This is a genomic window from Gilliamella sp. B2828 (assembly GCF_026537125.1).
Lineage (GTDB): Bacteria > Pseudomonadota > Gammaproteobacteria > Enterobacterales > Orbaceae > Gilliamella.
Window position 1 is genome coordinate 92,309 of record NZ_JAFNMU010000002.1, and the last position, 13,762, is coordinate 106,070.

The window sequence follows — 13,762 nt, forward strand, 5'->3', positions numbered from 1 at the left end:
TTTTAAATGTAAAGATGTTTCAGGTTAGCGTAATATTTAAGTAAAAAAATTGATACATTACTTTTACTTTATCACAAGGGGATAATTACTTTTAATATATAAAATGACTAAAACTTCTTCGTTACTCATCATATCAAATGCCATTTTTTTATGAAAGCATTACCAACTCAAATTAGCATAATTTGATTACTCACTTTTGAGTATATCGGTTGGTTAAGAAATGTTTTTTATATATTAAATGAAAAATCTTACCTCAAAATTAAAATGCATAAAACATTATAAAAACCGTATATAAAATTATATCATTATCGAATCCATTAATCTGTTTAAATGTAATCTTGAATCTTTTCGTTTCGTCACTATTTGTTACAATCAAATGAACTATTACCAGTAATATTTAAACAAAAATTGTGAAGGATTTCCCATTATTAACTAAATGATTATTAGATATAAAAAAAACTTGATACTGTATAACAATACAGTATAATGTGTATCAATATACTAACTCATTGGAATTTTATAATATGAACGAAAACAAACAACGAGCACTTTCGGCTGCATTAAGTCAAATAGAAAAACAATTTGGTAAAGGTTCTATTATGCGTTTAGGGGATACCCAAACGTTGGACGTTGATTCTGTCTCTACTGGATCTTTAGGACTCGATATTGCATTAGGTATTGGCGGCTTACCAATGGGTCGAATTGTTGAAATTTTTGGACCAGAATCATCGGGTAAAACAACATTAACTTTATCTGTTATTGCACAAGCGCAAAAAGAAGGCAAAACATGTGCATTTATTGATGCTGAACATGCTTTAGATCCAATTTATGCCGCTAAATTAGGCGTGCAAGTTGATGATTTATTAGTTTCTCAACCTGATACTGGTGAACAGGCACTTGAAATTTGTGATGCCTTAGTTCGTTCTGGTGCTGTTGATGTTATTATTGTTGACTCAGTAGCAGCATTAACACCTAAAGCAGAAATTGAAGGTGAAATGGGTGATTCTCATATGGGATTACAAGCTCGCTTGATGTCACAAGCTTTACGTAAATTAACCGCAAATATTAAAAATGCTAACTGCTTAGTGGTGTTTATTAACCAAATTCGTATGAAAATCGGTGTAATGTTTGGTAATCCAGAAACAACAACTGGCGGTAATGCGCTTAAATTCTATGCATCAGTTCGTTTAGATATTCGACGTATTGGTGCAGTAAAAGAAGGCGAAGATGTTATTGGTAGTGACACACGTGTAAAAGTAGTGAAAAATAAAGTTGCTGCACCATTTAGACAAGCTGAATTTCAAATTCTTTACGGTTGTGGTATTTCTAAAGAAGGAGAATTGATTGATCTAGGTGTCAAACATAAATTAGTTGATAAAGCTGGCGCTTGGTATAGCTACAATGGCGAAAAAGTTGGTCAAGGCAAAGCCAATTCAATTAAATTTTTACAAGAACATCCAGAAATAGCTGAAGAACTTGAAACAAGACTACGTGATTTATTATTAAACAGTCCTGCCGTTTTTTCTGCTGAGGACGTAGAGACTGCATCGGAAGATGAAAGCTTTGAATAATGGATAAAAAACTCAATAAATTAATCTTAAATAAAGCTGTGCAATTACTTGCACAGCGCGATCATTCATCTTACGAACTAACCAATAAAATTATCCAATTTTTTACAAAAAAAATAAAAAGCTCAGAAGATGAATACTATGAGCAATTGAATCAACTCAAAATTGAAACTGCTGATGTGGTTCAATATTGTACTAATCAAAATTGGATGAGCGATACACAATATATCGAAAAATATATTGTTATGAGATCTAATAAAGGTTATGGAAGATATAAAATCGCTATGGAATTAAAACAACGAGGTCTACCTAATAACTTAACTAATGAACTTTTAAGTAAATTAGATATTAATTGGTCGTATAATGCCTACAAGCAAATATTAAAAAAATTTAACCAAATTAATGTTAAAAATCTCTTGGAAAAACAAAAGATAATGCAATTTTTAGTTACCCGAGGTTATACCCAAGATGATATAAAAGATGTGTATAATTTATTGACTTAAATTTTGATAATATCTAAAATACACAGGAATTAAATTATTCATTACCCATTAGTTAAGCTCACTAAATCATTTTATTTTTCCTTTTATTTGCATGTAATATTAGCTAGAACAACCGTATTATAAAGAATTTTTTACTTTTCTTTACTTTTCAACTTTAGTTGTAACAGGTATATTACTATGTTTAAAAATTTATCGTTTATATGGATGCCTAAATGAAAAGCACTGCAGAAATTCGTCAAAATTTTCTTGACTTTTTCAATAGCAAAGGACATGAAATTGTAGCAAGTAGTTCCCTTGTTCCTCATAATGATCCAACGCTATTATTTACTAACGCGGGAATGAATCAGTTCAAAGATGTATTTCTAGGAATAGAAAAACGTCCCTATACCAGAGCAACAACTGCACAACGTTGTGTTCGCGCTGGCGGTAAACATAATGATTTGGATAATGTGGGTTACACTGCCCGACATCATACTTTTTTTGAAATGTTAGGAAACTTTAGTTTCGGTGACTATTTTAAACATGATGCGATTCATTTTGCTTGGGAGTTATTAACCAGTAGAGAATGGTTTAATATTCCTAAAGAGAAATTAACCGTCACTGTTTATGAAACAGATGATGAAGCATACACAATTTGGGAAAAAGAGATTGGTATACCCAAAGAACGTATCATACGTATCGGTGATAACAAAGGTGCTCCTTTTGCTTCAGACAACTTCTGGCAAATGGGTGATACAGGACCATGCGGGCCATGTACAGAAATTTTTTATGATCATGGTGATCACATTTGGGGTGGCCCTCCAGGCAGTCCTGAAGAAGATGGTGACCGATTCATTGAAATTTGGAACATTGTCTTTATGCAGTTTAATCGTCATCCTGATGGCACAATGGAGCCTTTACCAAAGCCATCGGTCGATACTGGTATGGGATTGGAAAGAATTGCTGCAGTTTTACAACATGTTAATTCTAATTATGAAATTGATTTATTTAAAAAATTAATTCATGATGCAGCAGGAATCATTCAAACTAAAAATTTAGAAAGTAAATCTTTACGTGTTATTGCTGACCATATTCGTTCTTGTGCATTTTTAATTTCAGATGGCGTATTGCCTTCTAATGAAGGTCGTGGTTATGTGTTGCGCCGTATTATTCGACGAGCTGTACGTCACGGACATATGTTAGGTGCTAAAGGAATATTTTTCTACAAATTGGTTAAACCTCTCATTGATGTAATGGGAAGTGCAGCAGATGAATTAGCGAATAATCAAAAAATAGTAGAAGATGCACTTAAAATTGAAGAAGAGCAATTCTTAAAAACATTAGAACGAGGATTGTTTTTACTTGATCAAGAATTAGCTAAAATTACCAATTCGGTATTACCTGGTGATGTTGCATTTAAACTTTACGATACTTTTGGTTTTCCATTAGATTTAACCGCAGATGTCTGTCGCGAAAAAAATATTGCCATTGATGAAGATGGATTCAATCTATGTATGGAAGAACAACGTAAACGTGCTCGTGAGTCAAGTGCTTTTAGTGTTGACTATAGCAATGTAATTAAACTTGATGATACTACCGAATTTTTAGGTTATCAAGCTACCGAAGCATCAGGGAAAATAATTGCCATTTTCCAAAATGGTCAAAAAGTTGAAAGTGTCAATGCTGGTGATGAAGCTATTATCATCTTAGATAAAACGCCATTCTATGGAGAATCAGGCGGACAAATTGGTGATAAAGGTTTGTTAACCTCTGCAAACGGCGAGTTTACTGTTTTAGATAGCCAAAAGTATGGCAAAAGCATTGGACATATCGGTAACCTTGTTAAAGGTTCTCTAAAAGTTGGGGACTTAGTAACAGCGGCAATTGATGTTGAGTTAAGAGAACGTATTAAACGCAATCATTCAGCAACCCATTTATTACAAGCTGCATTACAACAAATTTTAGGTAACCATGTTCATCAAAAAGGTTCTTTAGTTACTGATAGTTATCTGCGTTTTGATTTTTCACATAATCAAAGCATTACGCAAGAACAAATTGTTGAAATTGAAAATCTAGTTAATCAACAAATTCGTTGTAATCTACCTGTTGACGTTGAACTGATGCCAATAGATGAAGCTAGAAATAAAGGGGCTATGGCACTATTTGGAGAAAAATATGAAGAAATTGTTCGTGTTTTAACTATGGGCGATTTCTCAATTGAATTATGTGGTGGTACTCATGTAAATAGAACAGGCAATATAGGTTTATTTAAAATAATATCTGAATCAAGCATTGCTTCTGGAGTTCGCCGTATTGAGGCTACTTCTGGGCAAAGTGCAATGGATTTTATACACCAAGAAGCAAATTTATTAAATCAAATTGCACAATTGGTTAAAAGCGATAAATCAGCAGTTTTAGTTCGTGTAGAGCAATTGCTTGAACAAACTAAACTACTTGAAAAAAACATTGAGCAATTAAAAGCGCAAAAAGCTAGCCAACAAAGCGCTCAATTAATTAATCAATGTGAAAAAATCAATAATAAAAATTTACTAATTGCTAAACTTGATAATGTTGAGGCAAAAGTATTACGTACCATGATTGATGATCTTAAAAATCAATTAAAAACGGGAGTAATTATTTTGGCCGCTGTTAATGATAACAAAATCAATTTAGCCGCTGGCGTAACGAATGATTTAATCAATATTGTCAAAGCCGGCGAATTAGTTTCCCAATTAGCATTAAAAGTAGGTGGTAAAGGCGGTGGGCGGCCTGATTTCGCCCAAGCAGGTGGAATGGATCTATCAGCATTACCAGAAGCATTGTCTTCAATGAAAAAGGAAATCAGTAATAAATTACAAGCAAGTTAGCCAGATATATTTCAGTATTGGTTGATATAATATTTATTAACTGAATATTTGAGTATTTCTGTAAAATTCCGTCTTTCTGTCCTATCGATGGGGGGCTGACGAAGCTATATCTTAAAATTGTGATGTATACTTAACTGATATTAGGAGATCTAATGTTAATTTTAACTAGGAGAGTAGGTGAAACACTAATTATTGGTGATGATGTTGTTATTACTATTCTTGGCGTGAAAGGTAATCAAGTCAGAATTGGTATTAATGCACCTAAAGAAGTCTCAATTCATCGAGAAGAGATATACAATAGAATTCATCAATCTCAGAACAAAAATGATGAATTACCTGAGTCCAAAGAGTAATATTGGGCACGAAATAAACAACCAGCACGCGTAAGCAAAAAAATGTTTGACTTATTTTTTGTAAAACGTAATATGTGCGCCACGACATTATGATTTTGTTGTTCAAGCAAAGTCATAATGTTTTTGGTGAGATGGCCGAGAGGCTGAAGGCGCTCCCCTGCTAAGGGAGTATGCGGTCAAAAGCTGCATCGAGGGTTCGAATCCCTCTCTCACCGCCATTTAAAAAAATTAAAATATGCATCCGTAGCTCAGCTGGATAGAGTACCCGGCTACGAACCGGGCGGTCAGGGGTTCGAATCCCTTCGGATGCACCATTTTAACAAATTCAAAATGCATCCGTAGCTCAGCTGGATAGAGTACCCGGCTACGAACCGGGCGGTCAGGGGTTCGAATCCCTTCGGATGCACCATTTTTTTACGAACTTACACGCATCCGTAGCTCAGCTGGATAGAGCACTCGGCTTCGAACCGAGCGGTCAGGGGTTCGAATCCCTTCGGGTGCACCATTGCGGTTGAATCCCGATATAATTCTAGTATACTAAGCTCAAAATATTTAATATCTATAATCAATCTACTTTTTGATTTATATGTTTTGTTAACTGTATTAGAATAATAATTAAAGTAGAAAGATATTTCCTTATTAATAAGAATGGACGTTATTTATGTTGGACCCGAATTTACTCCGAAATGAATTAAATGTTGTCGCTAAAAAATTAGCTCGCCGTGGATTTAAACTAGATGTTGATACTATTAGTCAACTAGAAGAAAAACGCAAAGTACTGCAAATTGAAACTGAAAGCTTACAAGCGCAGCGTAATGCTCGTTCTAAAGCTATTGGTGAAGCTAAGGCTCGAGGCGAAGACATTACAGCTGTACGTGAAGAAGTTAATAAAATCGGTGAAAAACTGAATAATGCTAAAGCTGAGCTTGAAACCTTATTAACTAAAATCAAAGATATTACCTCTACGATTCCGAATACTCCTGATGATTCTGTACCTGATGGTAAAGATGAAAACGACAACGTCGAAATTTCTCGCTTTGGAACTCCAAGAATATTTGACTTTCCAATACAAGATCATGTTGCATTAGGTGAACGTTTAGGGGGGCTCGACTTTGCTGCAGGTGTAAAACTTACTGGTTCACGTTTTGTTGTTATGAAGTCACAGATAGCTCGCCTACATCGTGCTATCACACAATTTATGTTAGATCTTCATACAGAGAAACATGGTTATGCTGAAGTTTATGTGCCCTACCTTGTCAATCAAACTACTTTGTACGGTACCGGACAATTACCAAAATTTGCAGATGACTTATTTCACACAAAACCGCTTGATGAAGAATCAGAAAGCAGTAATTATGCCCTAATTCCAACTGCTGAAGTACCAGTAACTAATTTGGTACGTGACGAGATTCTTGATGAAAGTGTGTTACCTCTAAAAATGACCGCGCATACCCCATGCTTCCGTTCTGAAGCTGGCTCTTACGGTAAAGACACTCGTGGTTTAATCCGTATGCATCAATTTGACAAAGTAGAATTAGTCCAAATTGTTAAACCCGAAGAATCAATGAAAGCTTTAGAAGAATTAACCGCACACGCAGAAAAAGTTTTACAATTATTAGAATTACCATATCGCAAAATTGTATTATGTGCAGGTGATATGGGCTTTGGATCATGTAAAACATATGATCTTGAAGTATGGGTACCGGCACAAAATACTTACCGTGAAATTTCTTCTTGTTCGAATATGTGGGATTTCCAAGCTCGTCGTATGCAAGCACGTTATCGTAATAAAGCTGATAATAAAACTTATTTAGTACATACGTTAAATGGCTCTGGTTTAGCTGTAGGGCGCACGTTAGTTGCAATTTTGGAAAACTATCAGCAAGCTGATGGAAAAATTAAAATTCCGTCCGTACTAGTACCTTATATGAATGGTGTAGAGATAATTGGATAAATAAAATTTGTCCGGCTTTCATTACATATAGATAATAGCGCTAATAATTAGCGCTATTTTTTATTAATAAAGGTGAAAAAATGATAAAGGGCGTTGCGCTTTCAATATTTGCATCATGTCTTTTTGGTTTACTATATTACTACCCTGTTCTATTACAACCACTGTCCGTTATTGATATCTTTTGCTGGCGATTATTAACCTCCTTTCCTGCAATAATTTTTCTAATTATTGTCGAAAAACAAGGGTCAGCAATTATCAATCTATTTGTTCGGATTAAACAACAACCCTTGATTTTAATCGGTCTCATATTTTCTTCATTTCTATTGACCATCCAAATGTTGATTTTTATTTGGGCTCCGATCAATGGTCATGGATTATCAGCTTCACTAGGCTATTTTTTACTGCCATTAACGATGGTCGTTTTTGGACAAATATTCTATAAAGAAAAACTGAGTATTTTTCGAAAAGTAGCAATTCTGCTAGCCTGCATAGGTGTTGTTTTAGAAATTTATATAACTGGCGCTTTTTCGTGGGAAACAGCGGTTATTGCATTGGGTTACCCAATTTACTTTATGACACGCCGTAAATTACAAATAGAAGGCATTTCAGGGACATTTTCAGATTTCTTTTTTATCTTTGTTGGCTGCCTCATTTATTTTAATTTGCATTACTCTTTAAATCAGATTATAAGTGATCTATCTCACTTTCATATTTTTATTCCAATGCTAGGTATCATTACAGCCATTGCTTTTGCCATGTATTTTGTTGCTAGACAGTTGTTACCGCTTGGATTATTTGGATTGCTCGGATATGTAGAGCCAGTACTGCTTACTCTTGTATCGGTGTTATTTTTACATGAATCTGTTTCTAAAGAGCAGGTTGTACCATATGGACTTATTTGGTTATCTGTTTGTGTTTTAGCATTAGAAGGTAGTATTTATCTATTACGTACAGTAAAGCGCAAAAAATTGAAATAACTGCCAATAGGCACCATAATAGGAGCCTATTAACAATGGATAGTTAACTATTTGCTGAATGTTACTGGTTGACCATAACTTTCTATAATTGCTTGAATTCTGTCAAGTGTTTCACGAGGCGGAGCTTCTACGCCTTGTAGTTTGTATTCATCGCCCATGGTATCCCATTTATAAGCGCCCATTTTATGATAAGGAAGTAATTCCACTCGTTCTATATTATTCATACCTTCAATAAATTTACCAAGCAAATGTGCTGAGTTATTGTCATCTGTCCACCCAGGAACAACTACGTATCGAATCCAAGTCCGTTTATTAATTTTTTGGAGGTGTTTGGCAAATTCAAGCACACGTTTATTAGATACTCCGACAAGTTTTTGATGAATTTCATCATTGATTTGCTTCAAATCAAGCATTACTAAATCTGTTACCTCTAAAAGCTCATCAACCGTTTGGTCTAACTGCCTCGCATAACCATTAGTATCTAAACATGTACTAATACCTTCTTTATGGCAGGCTTTAAACCATTCAGTGATAAATTCAGATTGCAAGGTAGCCTCGCCACCTGATGCTGTAACACCGCCACCATTAGGGATAATAAAACTTTTATAAGAAACAATTTCTTTCATCAGTTCTTCAACAGTGACTTCTCGCCCAGCTTTCAAATCCCATGTATCACGATTATGGCAATACAAACAACGCATTAAACAGCCTTGAAAAAAAACAATGAAGCGAATTCCAGGACCATCAACAGTACCAAAGGATTCAAAAGAATGAATACGACCTTTTATAGGTTGTTTCGTTGTCATAATAATATTTTGTTCCATACATATTCTCTAATAATTACTCACATTGCTTTTTGCTTTATACTTTTCATTCTTATTTTAACTCAGATAATACTTTGCTTACACCAATTGCATTAATTGATATGATGTGTATTTAACTAAATTATACAAAAGAACAACAATATCTCATTATTCTTGCTGCACTATGATTTTGTTAACTTTAAAGCAAATATTTTTCTATTTAATAAAAAAATAGCGCCTTAAAGGCGCTATTTTAAGTTTAGTTGTTCAATTAACTAAATTACATTGATTGAGTGAAAGTACGTGTAATAACGTCTTTTTGTTGCTCTTTAGTTAATGAATTGAAACGTACTGCATATCCAGAAACACGAATTGTTAATTGTGGATATTTTTCAGGATGTTCCATCGCATCTAATAAAGTTTCGCGATTTAATACGTTCACATTTAAATGTTGACCACCTTCAACAGTAGCTTCATGGTGGAAATAACCATCCATTAAACCTGCTAGGTTACGTTTGCGTGCATCATCATCTTTACCTAATGCATTTGGAACGATAGAGAAAGTATATGAAATGCCATCTTTAGCGTAAGCAAATGGAAGTTTAGCAACAGATGTTAATGAAGCAACAGCACCTTTTTGGTCTCGTCCATGCATTGGGTTAGCACCTGGTCCAAATGGCGCACCAGCACGACGACCGTCTGGAGTATTACCAGTTTTCTTACCATATACAACATTTGAAGTAATGGTTAATACTGACTGAGTAGGAATTGCATTACGATAAGTTTTAAGTTTTTGAATTTTCTTCATGAAACGTTCAACTAAATCAACAGCAATATCATCTACACGCGGATCATTGTTACCGAATTGTGGATATTCACCTTCGATTTCAAAATCAGTTGCTAAACCATCTTCATCACGAATCGTTTTTACTTTTGCGTATTTAATTGCAGATAATGAGTCAGCAGCAACAGATAAACCAGCAATACCACAAGCCATAGTACGAATAACATCACGGTCATGCAACGCCATTAATGACGCTTCATAGCTGTATTTATCGTGCATATAATGAATAGCATTTAAAGCCGTTACGTATTGTTTCGCTAACCAATCCATAAAGTGATCTAAACGAGCGAACACTTTGTCAAAATCAAGATATTCGTCAGTGATTGGCTCTTCTTTAGGACCAACTTGCATTTTTAATTTTTCATCCACACCACCATTGATTGCGTATAGAAGAGTTTTTGCAAGGTTAGCACGAGCACCAAAGAATTGCATTTGTTTACCAACGATCATTGGGCTTACACAACATGCAATTGCATAGTCATCATTATTAAAGTCAGGACGCATTAAATCATCATTTTCATATTGTAATGATGAAGTATCAATTGATACTTTAGATGCAAATTCTTTAAATCCACTTGGTAAGTGTTCAGACCAAAGGATAGTCATGTTTGGTTCCGGTGATGGACCCATTGTATATAAAGTATTTAAGAAACGGAAAGATGTCTTAGTTACTAAAGTACGACCATCAACACCCATACCAGCAATAGATTCAGTTGCCCAAATTGGATCGCCAGAGAATAATTCATCATATTCAGGTGTACGTAAGAAACGAACCATACGTAATTTCATCACGAAATGGTCGACGATTTCTTGTGCTTCTTGCTCAGTGATTAAACCAGCTTCTAAATCACGTTGGAAGTAAATATCAAAGAACGTCGAAGTACGACCTAATGACATTGCCGCACCATTTTGAGATTTAACCGCAGCTAAGTAACCAAAATAAGTCCATTGAACAGCTTCTTGTGCAGTTGTTGCTGGTGCTGAAATATCAAAACCATATTTTGCAGCCATTTCTTTAATTTGACCAAGTGCACGATGTTGCTCAGCAATTTCTTCACGACGTTGCATCGTCATTGGTAAATCAACACCATTTTCAAAGTCAGCTTGTAATGAAGTAAATTGAGCATATTTATCTTGCATTAAGTAATCAATACCGTAAAGTGCCACACGACGGTAGTCACCAATGATACGACCACGGCCATACGCATCAGGAAGACCAGTAATAACGCCTGATTTACGACAACGAAGGATATCTGGAGTATAAATATCAAACACACCTTGATTGTGAGTTTTACGATATTCAGTAAAGATTTTTTTGACTAGTGGATCTAAAGTTCTATCGTAAGCTTTACAAGAGTTTTCAATCATCTTGATACCACCAAACGGAATAATAGCACGTTTTAGTGGTTTTTCAGTTTGTAAACCGACAATCTTCTCTAAATCTTTTTCGATGTAACCCGCATCATGAGCAGTAATAGTGGAAATTACACTCGTATCAAAATCAACTGGTGTATGAGTGGAGTTTTCAAATTTGATGCCTTCCATCACTTTTTCCCACAATTTAGTGGTTGCATCTGTAGCGCCAGCTAAGAAAGATTCATCACCCTCATAAGGTGTATAATTCGTTTGAATGAAATCACGAACATTGACATTATTTTGCCAATCACCTTCTTTAAATCCTTTCCAAGCCTTTGCTTGTACTTCGTTTAAATTACTCATAATTATTAACCTCAGGTTTACAAAAATATCTATTTACCCTCTCCTATATGAGGATAAATATCATAAAATCAATGTGGTTTACGCAAATATAAAGCCCAATATGGTAGCGCTACAGCTAAACCACCTAAAATATTTCCAATTGTTACAGGAATTAAATTATTTAAAACAAAATGCTCTACAGTCAGTTCTTTAAATGTATCTGGCGATACCCCTACTGCAGTCCAAAACTCAGGAGATGCAAAGTTATTAATTACAATTCCCATAGGAATCATAAACATGTTTGCAATACTATGCTCAAAACCGCTTGCAACGAACATTGCTACAGGTAAAACCATAATTAACATTTTATCAAGTAAGCTACGTCCAGCATAACTTAACCAAGCTGCCAAGCAAACCATCAAATTAGCCAATAAACCAAGAAAGACGGCTTCAATAAAAGTATGGTGTAACTTATGATCTGCTGTTTGTAGGACATTTAAACCCCACATTCCGTTAGCTACCATATATTGACCAGAACACCAAATAACTGTTACAAACAGTATAGCACCAATAAAGTTACCAATATAGACTAAAATCCAATTACGGATCATTTTTGTCCAACTAACTTTATGAGTCATTTTTGGTAAAATCGTCAATACAGTTGAAGTAAAGAGATCTGCACCACAACAGACTACTAACATTAATCCTAATGAGAAACAGATGCCACCAACTAGTTTAGCTAAACCAAAAGCAACCGTTGCAGTGCCAGTTGTTACAGTAATATAAAATACGAAAGCAATAGAAATAAACACGCCTGCGATAATCGCAGATAAAATAGTACTATATGGGTGTTTACTTAATTTGTAGTTGCCGAGGTCTTCAGCAATTTGTGTCATTTGTGCGGGGGAATATGAATCCACAAGTTTATCGGTACTCAAACTAACATCCTCAAAAAAACTAGGGTTTTATGAGACGCATAGTATACTCAAAATTTGAAGTAGATCACGTTTTTTTTTATTAAAAAATTTTTAAATTTTAAAAATCTTATTTTTTTAAAGATATTACTTCCAATAAAACAATACCCCTATTTCTTGTTTCTTATTTTATTTGTAATAGCTAGTATTATTTAACTTAATTTTATCTGTTATCTAATATATTACTCACTTTTATCAGATAGTTACGTGATTCCTGAGAGACATGTGACGTGACTAATTTTCGAAAAACTTGTTGTGGCGTCATTGAATTAATAATATCAATTGCTCGAACCCGATCATTAGAAAACGTGCGCAATACACTACCTGCCCCACCATTATAAGAAGTAATCATTGCATACCTTAAAGATATGGGATTATTAATACCAGCCAAATATTTTGTTTTTAATAATGATAAGTAAGCTGTACCCATATCGACATTATTATGTGGATCCAGTAAATATTTTCGATTCGGTTCTCCAGACTTACCACGTAATTGAAAAATATCCCGTCCAGCGGTATGCTGCTGTACTTGCATTAATCCAAGCGCATCTGAACGACTTACAGCATAAGGGTTAAAAGCAGACTCGACTTCCATAATTGCTAGAATCAACCTTTCATCAATGAAATAGCGGTTTGAAGCTTCCGTCACTAATGGTAAGAATTTTCTTGCCCGTTCACTAATGTGATTAGGGACCAATTTGATTTCAACATAAGTAATTTTATGCATTCCTGATGAGCGAACTTTCAAGTTATTAGCAAGCACATAATCAGCAAAATTATTTGCTCGACCACTCCAACGAATGGGTTGTTGTTCTTGATCTAAAACCTGATTATATAAAAAAGGTTCTTGTGACAAATTTTGATTAAATTTATCATAACGGATGATATCAACCGGTTCAGGCATTAATAGTGTTGAAACTATTGCTTCTTTCAAAGATTCTATGGGTAAATCGGATAAAGTTTCAATGGTTATCACCCCAGAAACGAAGTTGATATGAACTCGAGTTTGCAAGTTATCTTCATACTGAACATAATCTTTTGGACCAGCAATAAGGACTTCCTGCGGTCCCCAAATTTCTTCTATATTATTTGCATATTGACTAATTAAAATATTGAAGGCATTAGTATCTTTAATATAAAAATCTTCATTTTCTTTAGCTGAATTATTACCTGAACATCCATTTAAAAGACTTACCGCTATAAATAAAATAATGATATTTTTATTGTTTTTCATGTTATACC

The 13,762-nt window shown here is 34.5% G+C and carries 10 protein-coding genes and 4 tRNA genes; 10 read left to right on the forward strand and 4 right to left on the reverse strand.

From position 1 onward, the window contains the following. The first annotated feature begins 524 nt into the window (after positions 1-524). From recA to rarD, 10 genes are all read left to right on the forward strand, one after another. The gene (gene recA, locus J3U19_RS02235) at positions 525-1,571 is read left to right on the forward strand and encodes a recombinase RecA (protein ID WP_267339858.1); all 1,047 of its coding nucleotides are present in this window, start codon (positions 525-527) and stop codon (positions 1,569-1,571) included. Further along, positions 1,571-2,071 carry a regulatory protein RecX gene (locus tag J3U19_RS02240; RefSeq protein WP_267345340.1) on the forward strand — a complete coding sequence of 167 codons (501 nt, stop codon included), beginning with the start codon at positions 1,571-1,573 and terminating at the stop codon, positions 2,069-2,071. The genes recA and J3U19_RS02240 overlap by 1 nt, the downstream gene beginning before the upstream one ends. Before the next feature lie 212 nt (positions 2,072-2,283). Continuing rightward, positions 2,284-4,917, forward strand: a complete 2,634-nt coding sequence (gene alaS, locus J3U19_RS02245) for an alanine--tRNA ligase (RefSeq protein WP_267345342.1) — start codon at positions 2,284-2,286, stop codon at positions 4,915-4,917. A gap of 152 nt (positions 4,918-5,069) precedes the next feature. Continuing rightward, complete coding sequence (gene csrA, locus J3U19_RS02250; RefSeq protein WP_198235577.1) at positions 5,070-5,270, forward strand: carbon storage regulator CsrA; 201 nt, start codon at positions 5,070-5,072, stop codon at positions 5,268-5,270. Between the two features lie 125 nt (positions 5,271-5,395). Next, a tRNA-Ser gene (locus J3U19_RS02255) sits at positions 5,396-5,488 on the forward strand. 19 nt (positions 5,489-5,507) lie between these two features. Continuing rightward, positions 5,508-5,584, forward strand: a tRNA-Arg gene (locus J3U19_RS02260). An 18-nt stretch (positions 5,585-5,602) separates the two neighbouring features. After that, a tRNA-Arg gene (locus tag J3U19_RS02265) sits at positions 5,603-5,679 on the forward strand. A gap of 19 nt (positions 5,680-5,698) precedes the next feature. Then, a tRNA-Arg gene (locus J3U19_RS02270) sits at positions 5,699-5,775 on the forward strand. Positions 5,776-5,931: 156 nt separating this feature from the next. Further along, a complete protein-coding gene (gene serS / locus J3U19_RS02275; protein WP_267339863.1) occupies positions 5,932-7,224 on the forward strand; it encodes a serine--tRNA ligase in 1,293 nt (430 codons plus the stop codon). Positions 7,225-7,304: 80 nt separating this feature from the next. Then, a complete protein-coding gene (gene rarD / locus J3U19_RS02280; RefSeq protein ID WP_267345343.1) occupies positions 7,305-8,201 on the forward strand; it encodes an EamA family transporter RarD in 897 nt (298 codons plus the stop codon). Between the two features lie 47 nt (positions 8,202-8,248). On the opposite strand, the gene pflA is transcribed toward rarD, so the two are convergent. From pflA to mltC, 4 genes are all read right to left on the reverse strand, one after another. Beyond that, positions 8,249-9,025, reverse strand: a complete 777-nt coding sequence (gene pflA, locus J3U19_RS02285; protein ID WP_267345345.1) for a pyruvate formate lyase 1-activating protein — start codon at positions 9,023-9,025, stop codon at positions 8,249-8,251. A 259-nt stretch (positions 9,026-9,284) separates the two neighbouring features. After that, entirely contained in the window at positions 9,285-11,567 is a 2,283-nt protein-coding gene (gene pflB / locus J3U19_RS02290; protein ID WP_267339867.1) for a formate C-acetyltransferase, read from the reverse strand. 68 nt (positions 11,568-11,635) lie between these two features. After that, positions 11,636-12,484: a formate transporter FocA gene (focA, locus tag J3U19_RS02295; RefSeq protein WP_267339868.1), complete on the reverse strand. Its 849-nt coding sequence runs from the start codon at positions 12,482-12,484 to the stop codon at positions 11,636-11,638. A 199-nt stretch (positions 12,485-12,683) separates the two neighbouring features. Beyond that, on the reverse strand, positions 12,684-13,754 hold the full coding sequence (gene mltC, locus J3U19_RS02300) for a membrane-bound lytic murein transglycosylase MltC (protein ID WP_267345346.1): 1,071 nt from the start codon (positions 13,752-13,754) through the stop codon (positions 12,684-12,686). Positions 13,755-13,762 lie beyond the last annotated feature (8 nt).